Raw genomic sequence first — 16,749 nt, forward strand, 5'->3', positions numbered from 1 at the left:
AGCTGTGGTAATTTATAGTGAGAGGCTGAAGTTGAAAATTTGAAGAGAAAACCGGTATTTTGTGTACCGGAATAGGAAAGGGGTATAAGTTGAACTACTCGTTAATCACCAGCCATATTATCTATGATGTAGATGAAATAGTGGAGATGTTGGAAGAAAATCTTGATGAATATGTATTAATGGAACACTACCTTGAGGATCAATTGTTGGAATCCAGCGTTATACTTCTGGAAGAGGTAGAGCTGGATTATGATCCCGGAGAAGCAGGTAGGTTTTTTAAGAAAAATTATCTAAAGGAAGAAGCCGAAGATCAGGAATTTACTTATCTGTTAAGAAATAATTTTCCCACGAGTATCTTTATTAACGGTTCACTGGTGGAGATCGAAATCCAAGACGGTCGCATCGTATGTCTGGTAGGTGACCGGGGTGAGTTAATTTTACGTACTGGGTTGGAAAGTTATGTTATTTCGCCTCTATTTAATTTATATATTCAACCGGACAAAGGTGATATACTTTTCAACGCCATAGTTACAGTGCTTAAACAAAACCAGGATAAAATGAAAAGAAGTGAAATAAGCCAGGAATCTTTTTCTATGGTTTCAGGGGTATGCCTGATGGCCATGGCTAAAATTAATGAACTGGCAGTCAATAATTATGAGCTTTATCTGTCCCACGATGAAATGCTTTTGTTTGGATTGGCTCTCAATCTTGCCGATGAAGGTGGAGATAAGGATACACAGGCAACGACCAGGTCAGTGATGGAGCAGATTAAAATCTATTTTCCGGAGATCGAGCACATTTCTCCAGAGAGCTTTGAACCATCCCAAAAGATGGGCAAGTTGCTTGAATTCAAAAGGCACGATCTGAATGATAATTAAGAGGGGAAATTATCACAAAGAAGTATGTTGAATATTTGAGATAATGCGGCGGATTTATACCAGGAGTGGTTTCTTTATGGCATTTCCTTTCAATAGCAATTTAGATCTTGAAAGTATCATTTTAAAACCAATATTGATGCTTTCTTCCTTTATCCTTTTTTTCTCATTGTGGAAACTTTACCGGGTTTACATAAGAGAGAGATCTTGGGCATTTTCTCTTATTGGTATAGGTTTGTATGCCATTGGAACGACCATCAATTTTATGTTTGAGTTTAACAGTGAGACCCCGGTTATAATTGATTATACGAAGAATGGCTTTATGGCTTTGGGAATGTCTGTTTTCACGATCGGAATTATGATGATTGTTAGACAGTTGATAAGCATGGCTAATACTGATCCAATCACAGGATTATATAATAATAGGTTTTTGCATAACATATTAGATCACGAACTCAAACGCTCAAAAAGATACGGGTTGCCCCTTTCTATAATTTTTATTGACCTTAATAATTTTAAAAATGTCAATGATCTGATGGGTCATTCGATTGGTGATGTGGTTTTGCGTAAGGTGTCTGAGAAATTACTTGAATCAGTTCGGGCAACTGATGTCCTGGCCAGATATGGAGGAGACGAATTTGTAGTTCTTATGCCGCAGACGGAATCCAGCAGTTCCAAAATAATAATTAAAAGGCTGCAGGAAGCAGTATGTAATTTGGATTTGCCGGGCGACTCTAAAATTAGCTTGAGTTTTGGCATAGCCGGATATCCAGAGGATGGAGATAATGCCGACCAATTGCTGAATATTGCTGATCGGCGGATGTACGAGAATAAGTATTTGAGTGAGAACAAATAATTGCTTGAATTTCAAAAAAATTAGTACGGCTTGATTTTGAACATTTAACCCTAACGTGAAAAACATTGGGTTCTTTTTATATGGATATACAATAAAATCATATAATTCTACATGAATGTAAAGTTATATCGCATATTTACCATATCACACTAGAAATAGATGTATTCTAAAAGCTTGGTATTTATATATAGCTATATTGCGAATTATTACCTAACATAAAAATAGTCGATGTGGTCATTATAATAACAGGTTGAAAAAATAATTATTAAGGAGGAATATCGGTGGCCAATAACAACAACAACCAAATTCTGGTTCCCCAGTCCCGTCAAAACTTAAATCAAATGAAGTATGAAATTGCATCTGAGCTTGGTTTCCCAAATTACAACCAAATTGATAAAGGTAGTCTCCCCAGCAGGGCCAATGGTTATGTTGGAGGTAATATTACCAAAAGGTTGGTTTCACTTGGTGAAGCTGCACTGGCTAATAGTGGTGGACAAGTAATATCTGCTACCCAATCCGTTAATTTGGAGACACCTCAGCAATAATAGGCTTGTCTAAAAATAATTACTTATAATATTTAAAGGGTTAATTATGTTAACCCTTTAAATATTTGGTATTAGAAGCAAAGAGTTAGTAAATAATTAAATTATTTTACTTAACTCAAAAATAACCATGTTAATTGTGCGAATTATTACCTGACATAAAAATATTTAAGATGGTCACTCTAATATCAGATAAAAGAAAGGAGGTGTAAAATATATGGCGAACAACAACAACAATCAGATTCTGGTGCCACAGGCTCGCAATAGTTTAAATCAAATGAAATTTGAAATTGCATCTGAGCTTGGTTTTGCCAACTATGACCAGATTGATAAAGGCAGCCTGCCGAGCAGGGCCAATGGGTATGTTGGAGGCAACATTACTAAGAGGCTGGTTTCACTAGGTGAAAGCGCTCTGGCTAACAAGCCTGTCTAATAATTGAATCTTGATTTTATCTCCTTAATTAAGCGAAAATATAGAGGGTAAATACCCTCTATATTTTTTGTAACACGGTAAAATTTTCTTGACACCGTAAATAATCAAACATACTAAATTGGAACACCCTTAGCTAATAGTTTAGTTCGGACCTCTACTGACAAATACTGGTTTATATAATTCTCCCAATCAGGAAAGCGGTTTTTTAGTTCTAAAAGCATTTCAGCATTTTCATAATATATTTCTGCAAGCTTGTCGGCATTTTCCCTATTTCGAAAAAACCTTGATAATAGATACAGCAATGGAACAGGCTCCTTTTTATAATATATTTAAGCGCCGGAAACAGCGCTTGTATTCATATATAGACCGTATCAAGTGTTTCTATTAGTATATAGCTCAGCTGTATTTTTTGTTAATGATTCATTAGGGAAAATGAAAATTTTTTTACAGAGTCACTATGCAGCATTACATCATATGATGGTAAAAAAGGAAAGGGGAGTGTCGCATGGCCGACTTTGCAGCTGAGGGTGTTGGTGCCGGTTTTGGCAACTGGGCATTTATCATCTTCTTAATCTTTATTCTGCTAATCTTCGGTGTAGGTTTCTGGGGCGGTTTTATATAATAGAAAATCTGAGTGCAATATAGTTGCTTAATTCTTCAACCCAGCGACCAGTAAAAGGAAGAGAATCAAACCATTAGTGTGGTTTGATTCTCTTCCTTTTACTGGTGATTTGAGCTTCTTTCCGGACAAGGGAAGACCGGGGAAAACCCTGAAAGAGAATGAGAGGCATTTTTAATATGTTATAATAATAGTGCAATCGAAAAAAATATTTACAATATTAGTTATAGCTAATAGGAATCGAGGAGATATAGTGAAAGCGCTTGTACTGGCTGAAAAGCCCAGCGTGGCACGGGAAATTGCCAGGGTGTTAAAATGCAATATCAAAAACAAGGGATTCCTGGAGGGGCCACAATTCGTGGTGACCTGGGCGCTGGGGCATCTGGTTACCCTGGCCGAACCGGATGATTACGATCAGAAATACAAGGAGTGGCGTCTGGAAGATTTGCCAATGCTGCCGTCCAATATGAAATTAAAAGTAATCAGGCAAACTTCTCATCAGTTCCAAGTAGTTAGAAATTTAATGAAACGATCAGATCTTAAGGAACTGGTCATAGCCACCGACGCCGGTAGGGAAGGAGAATTGGTAGCTCGCTGGATTATGACCCTCGCCAATTGGAAGAAGCCCTTTAAACGCTTGTGGATCTCATCCCAGACTGATAATGCAATATTGGATGGTTTTGCAAATTTAAAGACTGGCGCCGCCTATAATAATCTATATGATGCGGCAGTTTGCCGGGCCGAAGCGGATTGGCTGATCGGGCTGAATGTTACCCGGGCGTTGACCTGTAAGTTTAATGCCCAGTTAACAGCGGGCAGGGTTCAGACTCCCACGCTGGCCATGATAGTAAACAGGGAGGATGAAATTAAGCAATTTGTTCCGGTAGATTTTTGGACCATTCGGGCGGATTTCGGGGACTACTTTGGTGATTGGCGGAACCAGGCCGGAAACAGTCGGATATTTAACCGCACCCAGGCAGAAGAAATTATCTCTAAAATCAATGGTCATCCGGGGATAATCAAAGAGGTTCGTACTGAGGGCAAGAGTGAACCGGCGCCCCTGGCCTACGATTTAACCGAATTACAAAGAGACGCCAATAAACGATACGGGCTTTCAGCGCAAAAAACCCTGTCTATCCTGCAAGATTTATATGAGCAGCACAAGCTGGTAACATATCCGCGAACCGACTCCCGCTATATTCCTTCTGATATTGTCCCTACTCTTCCGGGCCGGTTGAAAAGCATCGCCGTGGCGCCCTATGTGGAGCTGGTAAAACCGCTATTACAGAAACCAATAACGCCGACAAAACGTTTTGTTGATAACAGTAAGGTTACCGACCACCATGCCATCATCCCCACGGAACAACCGCTCAGATTAGCGTCCTTGTCTGTAGAGGAAAAAAACTTGTATGACTTAATAGTCAGAAGGTTTATCGCTGTGTTGTACCCTCCTTACCGCTATGAACAAATTACCTTGATTACAGTAATTAACGGTGAGAACTTTCACTCCCGGGGCAAAGTTGTAAAAGATAAGGGTTGGCGGGCAGTGACCTCCAAGCCGCCAGAAAAAAATGAGTTGAATGAGGATGTGCTGCCGGAGCAGACCTTGACCCTGCAACAAAAAGGCGAGCATAAACAGGTTAAAAGTTGTAAAATAAATAGTTCAAAAACAAAACCACCGGCCCGTTATATCGAAGCCACCCTATTGACGGCTATGGAAAGCCCCGGCAAGTTTATTGAAGACGAGGAATTACGTGAAAGTATGAAGGGAAGCGGGTTGGGAACACCGGCAACCAGAGCTGATATAATAGAAAAATTGCTTTATAACAATTATATCGAACGACAGGGTAAAGAATTAGTCCCTACTTCAAAAGGAAAACAGCTGATCAAGCTGGTAGCGCCGGAACTCAAAACCCCTGAATTAACTGCCCAGTGGGAGCAAAGGCTTTCTAATATTGCCAGGGGTAAGGGCAGCAAAGCAGAATTCATGGTTGACATCCGTCAAAGCGCTAAGGAACTGGTTAAAAGCGTCGTTGCAGACACAGCCGTGTATAAGGCTGACAATATTTCGAAAACAAAATGTCCGGTTTGTGGTAAGTTTATGCTGCTTGTGAATGGTAAAAGGGGAAAAATGCTGATCTGTCAGGACCGGGCCTGTGGTCACCGGCAGCCTGAAAAACAGGATGAATTCGGTTATAAGAGCTCAAAAGGAGCCAGTAGAGCCAACCAAAAATTAATTGCCCGCTACAGTGACCATGGCTCTATTGGAAATAATTTGGGCGATTTATTGAAGGCGGCATTAGCGAAGGAAAACTCATCGGAAAAAGAATAAAAAATCAAATGAGGCAAATACATGTAAAAGAAGAAGGAGCAGTTAAACTACCCCTTCTTCTTGTATTAGCGGTTTGATATTTGCCGGAAGCAATCGCTGCAATAAACAGGCCGGTCTCCGCTTGGTTGAAAGGGAACCTGGGTTTCCTTATTGCAGTTCGCACATATCGCCGGATACATCTGGCGGTTTTGGCGATTATCAGTCCGACGATTCTGATTTTTGCGTGCTGCGCGACAATCCGGGCAACGTCCCGGGTCATTCGTAAATCCTTTCTCCGCAAAGAATTCTTGTTCCGATGCAGAGAAGACGAATTCACAGCCGCAGTCACGACATGTCAGATAGCGATCTTGATACATGAAAACACTCCCTCGATTTTTTTAGCTCCATTGGTATAGGAAAAAATAAAATTTATTCCCTAACCAATTTAACGAGAGAGGGAAAATTCATAACCTAACCATTAGAACCAAATAATTATAACATGCTATCCTTCATAAGTCAATGAATGTAGAACAAACCTCTATAATGTAAATATAAAAAGACAACCCTTAGGTGTCTTTTAAAAAATTAACCTTGAGCATTTTCAAATGTTTTGATAATAATCATGGAATTATGTGTCAAACATATATTTTAAGGGGTATGGTTTGGTTTGTAAGAAGCAATGATACTGCGCTAAAGGGAAGATCAATATATTAAAAATTTGTTTCCCAGAACAATATACTACCACTGCTGCTATTTAATGAAATTATATACAATAAATCTCTTCATATCACCGTTTCTCTACACAATTTAACGTTTGTTTCTTGCTAATTTTTTTGGTAGTATAGACTGTAGGAGAATGACTTCGGTCAGTTTGGATACAATAAAGGAGCAATGATAATAAGCTATTTCAGGTTAATTATGGAAAATGATATTCAAAAAATTGAAAGAGTTGATTAAATGAAATCGGAATTTGATGCAGCGAAAGCTAAATCGCTTATCGGAAAAAGTGTAGTCATTGGTTTTTCCTACATTGATAAAGATGATAATTTGATCGATCAGGAACAATTATTTGGCGATATTATTAATTTTAATGAGAGAGTTTGCGTTGTCAAAATAAAGAGTACAGGTAATGAAATGACTTTGCCCCCTGTTGTTGAAGCTTTTGCGGAAGCTGCAAAAGGCGAGTATCGTAATAAAAAAACCGGTGAAGTTGTTACTGACCCGGATTTAACAGTTGCTTGGACAATTAGAATACCAACGCCCGATAATTAAAATTGAATTTATTTTTAAAAAGGCCGGCAATGGCCTTTTTTCGTCTCATGTACTGCAGCTTAAGCCGGGACTTGTTTAAACAATCAAACCCTATTATTATATACTTGACAAATTCGTAGAACATGTTCCAATAAAAGGGGTTTCAACGTGACCAAAAACTTTCAACAGAAGTTTTTAAAAAAAGTCAAACGAGCTATCTATGATTACGGCATGATTGAAAACGGAGACAGGATAGCGGTGGGGTTCTCCGGCGGCAAGGATAGCGTCACCCTTCTGCATGCTCTTCACCTGCTAAGACGTTCGCTTCCTGTGAAGTTTGAACTGGAAGCAGTTTTTATTAAAACCGGTTGGCCGATGGATATACCGGTATTAGAAGACTTCTGCCAATCTCTAAATATATCTTTCCACGTTGTGGAAACGGAAATAGCCAAGATCGTGTTTGAGGACAGGGAGGATGACAATCCCTGCGCTATTTGCTCACACTTGCGCCGTGGAGCTTTACACAGTAAAGCGCTTGAACTTGACTGTAACAAAATTGCCTTAGGCCATCACCTGGACGATGTAATGGAAACATTTTTTATGAGCATGATCTATACCGGGCAGATGCGCGTTTTTTCACCGGTTACCTTTCTTGACCGAACCGGTTTGACCATGATCAGGCCTCTGGTATACCATCACGTAGAGGAAATCGTTTCTTATGTGGAATCAGAGAAATTGCCATTTATCCAAAATACATGTCCTGCCAATGGTTTTACAAACAGGGAGGTAGTGAAGAAATTTCTTGCAGACATGGTCAAACGTTTCCCTGATTTTAAGGCTCGATTTCTCACTTCCCTCAAAACATTCGATCAGCGGCATCTATGGCCTGATGCCATGTCCAAGTGTTCCGGGTAAACAACATTAAAATAGTTGATAAGGTAGCTTATGATATTCGAAAAAATGACGCAGCAGACGTTATTTTGTAGAATTTAGTAGTAAAAGGGATTGTAAATATGATAGAATATCACCATGATACATGGTGCTGTGGGTAAATTGAACAGTATCACTGAAACGCTACATACCGTTGACATCAAATGTGGGTAATTATGGGTAATTAAAAATTAAAAACGTCTGGAGGCTTAATAAAATGATCAAGGTCGAGATTTCTAAAGAAGCCAGAGACTATATTCTCAAAACGACTGATGCCCTTACTGTGGACCTGTTAATGTTAGGCGGTTGAGGGGGCGTAGTTAATGAGCCTGCCGTGTCAGCAGGTAAACCGCATGCGCCCGAAAAATTTGACGAAGTTATTGTTGACGGGATTAAGGTTTATATTTTTAAGGAGGCCGTTAGTGTTCCGGAGGGGATTAAGATATCCCTGGTGGGCGATTGGTGGATATTCCATAGACTGCAGGTCGAAGGGCTGATCTATGAACAACCCATCGCAGGCTGATGTACACAATGACTTTGCCGCTAATCGATATAGTTGATCGTAAATCTGTAAGGCCCGGGCTTTGCAAAAACAAAGCGATTGTCAGGCAACTGCCTGTCGCAGGAATAGCAAAACACAAATGAACCACTTCAAGGCGCCCACACCGGAGGGTGCCTTTGGTGTTCCTAGCCGTTGTACGTGAAGCAATGGGATAACCTATTGCCCAGCGATTAGAGAGTTACACGGAAGTAAAACTCATACGTAATTCACCATTTATATCCAAATGAATAACTTTTCTGAAGAGACTTTTATACTTGACTGTTTTGTTGACTATCTTTACTGCTCAGTTTCTAGATATGGACCTTATATCTCTTGGAACCAGGGTAAAATTAACAGGTAATGCTTGTACGAAAAGGCTTTACACATAGGATAAAGTATAGATTCCTTTGAAATAATAAATTGCAAAGGAGTGATAAATATAAACCCGTTTGAAGTTATACTTAATGCATTTAAACCGTTCTTAGACAAGGAAAAACCACCTATTAACGTTATGGAAGTTAGCAATTTATGGTTTTATTTTGCGGGATCTATGAGCACGTTACGGAACGAAGAGGTAGCATATAATGTCATTGAGGATGAGGAGCTAAAAGAATGGTTTAAAGATGCAATCGAAAATCTTCACAAGCCAATAATTCAAGAACTAAAAGCGTTTCTTGACCAGGAATCTGTTCCCTTACCAAAAATATACTCAGATTTTCCATCAGAAGATTATCGTTCTATTCCTCAAGGCACAAAATTAACAGATGAGGAAACAGCAAATCTAATGTCGTATAATCTATCTCTTGCTCTCAAACTAGGTATGCGGGGAATTACTGAATCAATTCGTCCTGATATTGGATTTCTCTATTCCAGATTTATTGCTCGGGAAATAGCTTTCTCATTGTCATTGAAGGATTTGATGCAGAAGAGAGGCTGGACACAAATCCCTCCAGCTTATTATCCTACAACAGAAATAAAAACACAATAAGATAAGCTTAATCTGTTTACATAACCTGTCAACAACACCGCAGAAATGGAGAAGAAAGTAACAAACCCGAACTGTCCTTTTTTAGTTTATCAGTTACAAAAAATAAGTTACAAAAAATATAAGAAAAAAGCACCCCTTATCGGGTACTTCGCAGCAAAAAAACACCTATCACAAGGAGTCCAAAAATTACTTATGTTGTAGATCTTTATCTGCTTTGATTTTAGGTTGTGGAATGTGATAAATCTCAGTATATGATTCTGTTTCAGCCACTGATAGTGGCGGGGTTGGAATTAATCCGGTACATTCAGTAGATGATACAACTATGTTTGAATCAAAAGATTTATCATCATCAGATTTTAGACGCCTACTTTTGTTTTTATCTTCCATTAATTATTCATTCCCCTTCCATTTACGCTTATTTTATCCAAGTAAGCGGATAATATAAGTGCAAAAAAAAACACCTTTCTTAATGTGGCTGAATACTGGCGGGCAACACAAATTAACAATCTGATATGGAAGGCCATAGGAGACGTTTTAAGACACGAAAAAGTTAAGGCTGGTATGAATCTTCAGGAATATATTTTGGGAGTTTTAAGAGAGATATATATTTTGTAAACCCGCTAAGGTAGGTTGCCGTCGAAGACTAGCCTTACGAGTGGCGATAACAAAAACGTTAATGCCAGTAAAAGAAAAATCCGCCCAACTAGATGGTACAAAGCTACCGGGGGCCACTTCAGATCAGGGTAAGTTTACATAATATATATTATCGGAACAAAATATGGACCCCGAAAAGGGGTTTTGTGTTAGCGTTACCACCAAAAATTATATTTTGAATTATAAATAAGAAGGGCCTATAATTTTATGCTCAACCAGTAATACAAAAAATTCATTATATGTTATATGTTTAGTTTGCTTTTTTAATATATTTTTTATAACGCCAAAAATTAACAAATCACCTCTGTTGTCAAAAAGATTATCCTCCCCACCTGTCTTCATGTTTTTGCACTATTTAGGCAATTAAAAGGCCGGCTTTTACCGGTCTGCAGGGTTCTTTCCTGATTTTTTCTTTTTTTTCTTGACTCTACTCTCCTCTAACATTAGGATATCATCTATAATAATAGCTTTGTAATTCGGTATTTTGAGACACTTAGCACAATTGTCGCAAATCTTTCCAGGATCTAGATCACATACAAAACATTCACAACAATTATCGCAAATCTTATCCTCCTCTAAAATACATTTAATAGATAATACGTCAGAATTTACATAGCCACCTTTATGCATTGCTAATCATCCTTGTCAGTAAGTTAAATGTAATTGTGAAACATAGTTATATTCTATAACGTTCCAACTTATAATGCATTATTTTGTTCTTAAAATGATTATAAATAATCCTTAATGGGTAAATAGAGCGGCAAAATGTCTTAAGTTCATGTCAATCATTTATTTGCGTGTTTTCTGGTAAAGTCAATGGCAAACTTTAGAAATCCTGCTGTCGAACGTTGGGCCAGTGGTAACAGTACACTGGTAGCAAGCCTATATGAGCTAACTGTACCGATGTTAGAAACATATGGGAAATAGCATCGTGATAATCTAGCGTTAAACAATAGCCAGTCACTTGGAGTGAGAAATTTGTTGTAGATACCTCCCGTCTCTACAACAAAATTATTATAGTTATTTAATACCCAGTTTTCATATTCCTTATGACCGGAAAAAGCTGCACCCTTAGCATGGTGCGGAACACACAGGTCCTGAATCAGGTGTAAAGCTGCTCCCAAATAAAAATAATACCTTCCCTTATCACCGCGTTCCCAATGTATTAGAGCTTTGTTAAAAAAATTATCAAATTCCACTCTTGCATCAGGCCAGGGACCCAGTCCTTGGTTAACAACTGGATCAAAGTAATGCGAAAAGTTCTTCCATCCTTTGTCTGCCCACAGTACTCCCTTGTTTAAGAATTCTATGTAATCACTAATATTACGGGCATATGGCAAAGCCCCGTCGTTTTTAAGTATAAGTAAGGCTTGGTTGGTGCAAAAAAGATGGGTATCGCCTTTGCCGGAAACAAGCTTTTGAATTGGTGTTCCCGCAGCTAGAAACAGTTTTACTGCATTCCATGAGGTTGGCCCCATTATTATCCCCCCTCAATTGTTTTTCATATTTACCTATAAACAGTTATTAATGATCCTGAACAATGATGGTAATGTATCCCACACCTTGCTTAAATATTACTTATTAACATGCAAAAATGCAAATTAGATCAAAAAAAATAAAAAAAATACCAATCTGAAAGGAATTACCATCTCTTAAAAAGAAATAAAATAAAACATATCAAAATATGGAAGAGGGGTATTATGGAAAACTGTGAGCTTGAGTATGGGGCAGCGGCTAGGTTAAAGGAAGGTGTGCTTGATCCCGGCCTTTGCAGCGGTTGTGGCGCATGTGTCGGTTTTTGCCCGTATATAAAGTCTTATAACGAGCGAGTTGCTATTATCCATAATTGCCAGATCTGTGAGGGTATTTGCTACCGGATCTGCCCTCGTGGTTTTACACAATACATGTCTTTACGACGGGAGGTTTTTGGAGCAGCTGACTTTGATTCTGTGCTGGGAGCCCATAAAGAGATATACTTTGCCCGTGCCGCTGAAGAAAAAATAAGATCGTGCGGCCAATACGGAGGAGTCGTCTCAGCGCTTTCTGTCTTTGCTCTTAAAGAGGGGTTTATTGAAAGCATCCTGATGACAGGTGGCAATGTGAAAGGGACAAAACCGGTTCTGGTTTCATCTGCCAGCGGTGTAACTGAGTGCGCCGGCTCAAAATATACTGCCGCCCCTACCCTCCGCCTTTTCCAGGATGCTGTAAGGAAAGGATATCAAAAGATTGGCGTTGTTGGCCGGCCTTGCCAGGTCACTGCATCACGTAAGATGCAGCAGGCATCAGAGATTAATGGGCAGTGTATATCGCTCGTGATTGGACTGTTTTGCATGGGTTCGTTTTCACCTGAGTTCTATACTTTTATCAATATGAAGGATTTGGGTAGCTACGACCGTATGGATATTCCCAAAGATGTTCATTTCCGTGGTTCCGATCAAGAAATAATTATACCTTTTGAAGAGATGCGCCAGTTTATCCGCAATGCATGCCTCTCCTGCTATGATCCACTCTCGGAACTGGCTGATATATCGGTTGGTTCAACTGAATATGACCCTGATTGGAATGCCCTGATTTTACGTACTACAAAGGGCTCTGAGTTAGTCGAGCAAGCATGCGCCAGCGGTTATATCGAGATCAAACCTTACCCCCCAGAGTTATTGCCAATTTTAAGAAAAGCTGTTTTTCGTAGAAAAAAGAGAGTTCTTGAACGTCCGGACTTCACTTACCTAAACCTTTCTGCGCAGGAAAGAGAATATTTTCTGTCTACGGGAGATGACGACTAAATGGGTTGGAAAGACGCTATAGAAGGCAAACCGGGAGATTTGGTTTTATTAAATGGAAACGAAGCCATTGCGCGAGGCGCCCTCGAAGCAGGGGTACGCTACGCTTCTTCCTACCCTGGCTCACCTTCCTCGGAAATTACCGAAACCCTTTCCAGAGTCCCGGCATCCGATCTTTATGCGGAGTGGTCGGCAAATGAGATAGTATCACTCGAAGGAGCTACGGCAGCTTCTTTTGCCGGACTGAGGGCTCTGTGTACCATGAAGGCTGATGGTTTAAATGTAGCGTATGATTTCCTTACCAGTATGAATTTAGGCGGCTGTAAAGGCGGGCTGGTACTTACCGTCGCAGATGACCCACAGGGTCATTCCAGCGTGAAAGAGTATGATTCACGATATTTGGCGAAGTCGGCTATGGTTCCGGTACTGGAACCTTCTACTGTTAAGGAAGCCAGAGAGATGGCTATCAAGGCATTTGACATATCTGAGCAGATAAAAGGACCAGTCCTACTCCGTTCTGTTACCAGAGTTTCACACTCACGAGGTTTGGTCAGGCTTGGCTTACTGGCGCATCAAAAGAGAAAGGCGGAATTTCCTGTCGGCCAACGTTTTTTGACTAAAACCTTATTCCATATGAAGGCCAGGGACAGGTTGACGCAGGCTGCCATTATTTTCGAAGAATGCAAGTTTAATTATACCGAGGGTCCGGATCGTGCAGATACGGCAATATTTTGTTGTGGCACCAGCCTGTTGTACGCCCGTGAGGCCATTAACATTCTTGGTCTTCAAGGTAAAATAAAACTTGTAAAGATAGGGACTACCTTTCCCCTGCCGGAAAGATTTATCCTGTACAACCTGCAGGGAGTTAAAAATGTTATTTTTGCAGAAGAAACGCGGTCTTTTATAGAGGAAGGCGTAATGCTCATCTATGCCAGGCACAATATTTGTAATATCCGATTCTATGGTAAAGCATCAGGTGATATTTCTGGAGTACGTGGACCCTACTGTGGTGAGATGAACCCTGATATCATTATAAAAACACTTGCCAAAGTCAAGGGTATTCCATACGAAGCGCCGGGCTATTCTCCAGAAACAATAGTTGAATTTACCAACCTGCTGCCTCCGAGAGAATACGCTATGTGTCCTGGTTGCCCGCACCGTGCTTCTTTTTGGGCTGTTAAAACGGCTATTGCCGTAGACAACAGGAATTGTATAGTCGCTGGGGATATAGGCTGCTACTGCCTTGGCGCATGGGATACAGGCTATAACCTCTTTGATACTCTGCACTGCATGGGCGCCGGACCGGGTATTGCCAGCGGTTTAAGCAAGTTGGAGAAATTCGGCCTTCAGAGACCTACCCTAACTATTGTAGGAGATTCAACATTTTATCATGCGGTAATACCTGGCCTTATCAATGGTCGTTACAGCGGTTCTAATTTTCTCTGTATTGTCCTCGACAACAGCGTAACGGCAATGACCGGCCACCAGCCACATCCCGGGTCAGGTATAAGTAACCACGGCAGGCCTACTACTGCCATCCCAATCGAAGAAATCGTCCGTGGACTGGGTATACCTTGCACCATTGCAGATCCTTTTGAAAACGACAAAACAGCTGAAACCATCAACTCCCTGCTAAGAGAACCCGACGTGAAAGTATTGATTTTACGCCAGGAGTGTGCCCTGGTAGCAGCACGCAAGAGCCAACGAAAGAAGCGTGTTTATGTCGATCAGTCACTTTGCAGGGGTGAGTCTTGCGGTTGTGGACGCTTTTGCACTTCAGTGTGGGGCTGTCCGGGCAATATCTGGGATCCTGTTGCGGGAAAGGCATCCATAGACGAAGCGGTCTGTGCCGGATGCGGCGTCTGCGCAACTTTGTGTCCTGCCGGGGCTATCATTGCCGGGGAGGTTGATAAATAATGAAAGATCCTATCAATTTGGTCATAACTGGAGTTGGCGGCCAGGGCAACATACTGGTTTCTGAAATCCTGGCGAAGGCTGCCTCAGTAGAAGGCTTCAGGGTTACGGTCGGTGAATCTTACGGTATGTCTCAGCGTGGCGGTTCCGTATCCTCCCACATTCGTCTTTCGCGCAACTGCCTTTACGGACCGATTATACCGGCGGGCCATGTCGATATTATTGTCGGCTTTGAACCTGTAGAAGCGGCTAGGATTGCTATCGAACTGGGCAGCCCGAAAGTAAAAATAATTGTCAACCCTCGCCCGGTCTTCCCCGTTCACGTTCTCATGGGCAAATGCGAATACCCACATGTAGAAGATCTGTTGGAAAAAATTAAAGAGATAACAGCTCAGACGCTGGCTATAGAGAGCACAGTACTAGCTGCGCAGGCAGGAGATCCAGTTGTGCAAAATATCATCATGGTTGGCGCCCTGGCAGGCTCCGGGTACTTGCCCATCCCCCATGAAACATTTGAGGAAATTATTTCTAAAGTAGTACCACAAAAAGCATTAGAATTAAACCAGAAGGCATTTAAAATCGGTTTTGAAACGGCCCAAAACATAAATCGGCCTAAAACAAGGCTCCATAATACTTAGATGCAGGTGCGAGTAAATTTGCACCTGCATCTAAACCTGGCATGCAAGTTTCAATTCTGTACAGAACAAACTGAATAGCATTCTTTAACTAAGAAAAAAAAGGAGGACGCCTTGTCCTCCTTTTTTTAATTCAGGCCATCAGCAAACTTTTAGCCTTCTGCAAGTTTTTTGTAGAATTCATATCTTTCCTTGGCGTCTGCCTGTGTTTTTTGGAAGAGCGCTTCTGCTTGGCCCGGGAACAGTTTCGCAAGTGAGCTGTAACGAGTTTCGCTCATAATGAAGTCTCTGAAGGAATCCAGCTCCGGCTCTTTGGAATCGAGGATAAACGGATTCTTGCCCTCTTCCTTGAGTAGAGGATTGTACCTGTACAGGTGCCAGTAACCGGCTTTAACAGCCTTGGCCATTTCTTGCTGGCTCTTGGTCATATTGATGCCGTGGTTGATGCAGGAAGAGTAACAGATGATCAGGGACGGCCCGGGATACTCTTCAGCTTCCTTGAAGGCTTTAACGCATTGGGCCTGGTCGGCGCCCATGGCAACCTGCGCCACATATACATAGCCATAGGTCATAGCCATGGCGCCGAGGTCTTTCTTCTTCGTCTTCTTACCTGCGGCGGCAAACTTGGCGATAGCCGCAGCCGGTGTCGATTTGGAGGACTGGCCGCCGGTATTGGAATAAACTTCGGTGTCTAAGACCAGGATGTTGATATCTTCGCCGGAAGCCACCACGTGGTCCAAGCCGCCGTAACCGATGTCATAGCCCCAACCGTCTCCACCGAAGGCCCAGTTGGACTTCTTGATCAGGAAGTCTTTTCTGTCGGCAATCCCTTGAATTACAGGATTGGTCTGCCCTTCCAAGAGAGGCAGGATCTTGGCTGTAGCAGCTTTGGACGCCTCAGCGTTGTACATGCCTTCCAGCCATTCCTGGAACGCCTCTTTAAGTTCCTGTGGAATATCAAGGGATATGGCTTCCTGCATCAGCTCGGCAACTTTATTTCTGATCTTCTTAACACCAAGATACAGACCGAAGCCGAATTCCGCGCTGTCCTCAAACAGGGAGTTGGACCAGGCCGGGCCCTTGCCTTCCGCATTTGTGGTGTAAGGCATGGAAGGAGCGGCGGCAGCCCAGATGGATGTGCAGCCCGTGGCGTTCGACATCATCATCCTGTCTCCAAAGAGCTGGGTGAGAAGTTTTACGTACGGAGTTTCGCCGCAGCCGGCGCAGGCGCCGGAGAACTCCAGCAGGGGCTGGCAGAACTGGCTGCCTTTTACGCTGAATTTGTTCCAGAGTTTGTCTTTTACAGGAATCGTCATGGCAAATTCCCAGTTGGCTGCTTCAACTTCTTTTTGGCTGTCAATGGGTTCCATAACGAGGGCTTTTTCCTTCGACGGGCAGGTATTCATGCAGACTTCACAGC

The 16,749-nt window shown here is 41.5% G+C and carries 17 protein-coding genes; 12 read left to right on the top strand and 5 right to left on the bottom strand.

All coding sequences use genetic code 11. The features are described from left to right. Positions 1-89: 89 nt before the first annotated feature. The 5 genes from Psfp_RS10490 (at position 90) to Psfp_RS10510 (ending at position 5,657) form a co-directional block, all read left to right on the top strand. On the top strand, positions 90-878 hold the full coding sequence (locus Psfp_RS10490; RefSeq protein WP_134218490.1) for a hypothetical protein: 789 nt from the start codon (positions 90-92) through the stop codon (positions 876-878). Between the two features lie 76 nt (positions 879-954). Beyond that, positions 955-1,731 carry a GGDEF domain-containing protein gene (locus tag Psfp_RS10495; RefSeq protein ID WP_190238996.1) on the top strand — a complete coding sequence of 259 codons (777 nt, stop codon included), beginning with the start codon at positions 955-957 and terminating at the stop codon, positions 1,729-1,731. Between the two features lie 281 nt (positions 1,732-2,012). Continuing rightward, the gene (locus tag Psfp_RS10500) at positions 2,013-2,276 is read left to right on the top strand and encodes an alpha/beta-type small acid-soluble spore protein (RefSeq protein ID WP_134218492.1); all 264 of its coding nucleotides are present in this window, start codon (positions 2,013-2,015) and stop codon (positions 2,274-2,276) included. Positions 2,277-2,490: 214 nt separating this feature from the next. After that, positions 2,491-2,706 (top strand): alpha/beta-type small acid-soluble spore protein, encoded by a 216-nt coding sequence (locus Psfp_RS10505; protein ID WP_134218493.1) that lies wholly within the window; start codon positions 2,491-2,493, stop codon positions 2,704-2,706. Positions 2,707-3,578: 872 nt separating this feature from the next. Beyond that, positions 3,579-5,657 (top strand): DNA topoisomerase III, encoded by a 2,079-nt coding sequence (locus Psfp_RS10510; protein WP_134218494.1) that lies wholly within the window; start codon positions 3,579-3,581, stop codon positions 5,655-5,657. 65 nt (positions 5,658-5,722) lie between these two features. Here the strand turns inward: Psfp_RS10510 and Psfp_RS10515 are convergent, their stop codons facing one another. Beyond that, the gene (locus Psfp_RS10515; protein ID WP_134218495.1) at positions 5,723-6,013 is read right to left on the bottom strand and encodes a zinc-ribbon domain containing protein; all 291 of its coding nucleotides are present in this window, start codon (positions 6,011-6,013) and stop codon (positions 5,723-5,725) included. A 580-nt stretch (positions 6,014-6,593) separates the two neighbouring features. Here Psfp_RS10515 and Psfp_RS10520 point away from each other — a divergent pair. From Psfp_RS10520 to Psfp_RS10535, 4 genes are all read left to right on the top strand, one after another. Beyond that, the gene (locus tag Psfp_RS10520) at positions 6,594-6,908 is read left to right on the top strand and encodes a hypothetical protein (RefSeq protein WP_134218496.1); all 315 of its coding nucleotides are present in this window, start codon (positions 6,594-6,596) and stop codon (positions 6,906-6,908) included. 147 nt (positions 6,909-7,055) lie between these two features. Then, entirely contained in the window at positions 7,056-7,802 is a 747-nt protein-coding gene (locus tag Psfp_RS10525) for an ATP-binding protein (RefSeq protein WP_134218497.1), read from the top strand. A 232-nt stretch (positions 7,803-8,034) separates the two neighbouring features. Beyond that, on the top strand, positions 8,035-8,340 hold the full coding sequence (locus tag Psfp_RS22505) for a CC/Se motif family (seleno)protein (protein WP_282434334.1): 306 nt from the start codon (positions 8,035-8,037) through the stop codon (positions 8,338-8,340). 448 nt (positions 8,341-8,788) lie between these two features. Then, positions 8,789-9,346 carry a DUF3231 family protein gene (locus Psfp_RS10535; RefSeq protein ID WP_134218499.1) on the top strand — a complete coding sequence of 186 codons (558 nt, stop codon included), beginning with the start codon at positions 8,789-8,791 and terminating at the stop codon, positions 9,344-9,346. A 186-nt stretch (positions 9,347-9,532) separates the two neighbouring features. Here Psfp_RS10535 and Psfp_RS10540 read toward each other — a convergent pair whose 3' ends face one another. The 3 genes from Psfp_RS10540 to Psfp_RS10550 form a co-directional block, all read right to left on the bottom strand. After that, positions 9,533-9,733, bottom strand: a complete 201-nt coding sequence (locus Psfp_RS10540; protein ID WP_134218500.1) for a hypothetical protein — start codon at positions 9,731-9,733, stop codon at positions 9,533-9,535. 447 nt (positions 9,734-10,180) lie between these two features. Next, complete coding sequence (locus Psfp_RS21635) at positions 10,181-10,342, bottom strand: hypothetical protein (RefSeq protein WP_192895366.1); 162 nt, start codon at positions 10,340-10,342, stop codon at positions 10,181-10,183. A 443-nt stretch (positions 10,343-10,785) separates the two neighbouring features. Further along, positions 10,786-11,478, bottom strand: a complete 693-nt coding sequence (locus Psfp_RS10550) for a zinc dependent phospholipase C family protein (protein WP_134218502.1) — start codon at positions 11,476-11,478, stop codon at positions 10,786-10,788. Between the two features lie 222 nt (positions 11,479-11,700). On the opposite strand from Psfp_RS10550, the gene Psfp_RS10555 reads away from it, so the two are divergent. Genes Psfp_RS10555 through Psfp_RS10565 form a run of 3 tightly spaced genes read left to right on the top strand, consistent with a single transcriptional unit; the run spans position 11,701 to position 15,332 of the window. Beyond that, positions 11,701-12,783, top strand: coding sequence for a Coenzyme F420 hydrogenase/dehydrogenase, beta subunit C-terminal domain (locus tag Psfp_RS10555; protein ID WP_134218503.1), 1,083 nt, complete (start codon positions 11,701-11,703; stop codon positions 12,781-12,783). Beyond that, positions 12,784-14,697, top strand: coding sequence for a thiamine pyrophosphate-dependent enzyme (locus Psfp_RS10560; protein WP_134218504.1), 1,914 nt, complete (start codon positions 12,784-12,786; stop codon positions 14,695-14,697). Next, the gene (locus Psfp_RS10565) at positions 14,697-15,332 is read left to right on the top strand and encodes an indolepyruvate oxidoreductase subunit beta (RefSeq protein WP_134218505.1); all 636 of its coding nucleotides are present in this window, start codon (positions 14,697-14,699) and stop codon (positions 15,330-15,332) included. Before Psfp_RS10560 ends, Psfp_RS10565 begins: the two co-directional genes overlap by 1 nt. Positions 15,333-15,481: 149 nt before the next feature. On the opposite strand, the gene Psfp_RS10570 is transcribed toward Psfp_RS10565, so the two are convergent. Beyond that, the coding region (locus tag Psfp_RS10570; protein ID WP_243120586.1) for a thiamine pyrophosphate-dependent enzyme at positions 15,482-16,749 on the bottom strand (1,268 nt) is incomplete at its 5' end.

Source organism: Pelotomaculum sp. FP, assembly GCF_004369245.1.
GTDB classification, from domain to species: Bacteria; Bacillota; Desulfotomaculia; order Desulfotomaculales; family Pelotomaculaceae; genus Pelotomaculum_C; species Pelotomaculum_C schinkii.

Excerpts from the sequence above, each read along its gene's own strand:
- Psfp_RS10495 (WP_190238996.1), top strand. The coding sequence starts at position 955 with ATGGCATTTCCTTTCAATAGCAATTTAGATCTTGAAAGTATCATTTTA.
- Psfp_RS10505 (WP_134218493.1), top strand. The coding sequence starts at position 2,491 with ATGGCGAACAACAACAACAATCAGATTCTGGTGCCACAGGCTCGCAAT.
- Psfp_RS10515 (WP_134218495.1), bottom strand. The coding sequence starts at position 6,013 with ATGTATCAAGATCGCTATCTGACATGTCGTGACTGCGGCTGTGAATTC.
- Psfp_RS10520 (WP_134218496.1), top strand. The coding sequence starts at position 6,594 with ATGAAATCGGAATTTGATGCAGCGAAAGCTAAATCGCTTATCGGAAAA.
- Psfp_RS10540 (WP_134218500.1), bottom strand. The coding sequence starts at position 9,733 with ATGGAAGATAAAAACAAAAGTAGGCGTCTAAAATCTGATGATGATAAA.
- Psfp_RS21635 (WP_192895366.1), bottom strand. The coding sequence starts at position 10,342 with ATGAAGACAGGTGGGGAGGATAATCTTTTTGACAACAGAGGTGATTTG.
- Psfp_RS10550 (WP_134218502.1), bottom strand. The coding sequence starts at position 11,478 with ATGGGGCCAACCTCATGGAATGCAGTAAAACTGTTTCTAGCTGCGGGA.
- Psfp_RS10555 (WP_134218503.1), top strand. The coding sequence starts at position 11,701 with ATGGAAAACTGTGAGCTTGAGTATGGGGCAGCGGCTAGGTTAAAGGAA.
- Psfp_RS10560 (WP_134218504.1), top strand. The coding sequence starts at position 12,784 with ATGGGTTGGAAAGACGCTATAGAAGGCAAACCGGGAGATTTGGTTTTA.
- Psfp_RS10565 (WP_134218505.1), top strand. The coding sequence starts at position 14,697 with ATGAAAGATCCTATCAATTTGGTCATAACTGGAGTTGGCGGCCAGGGC.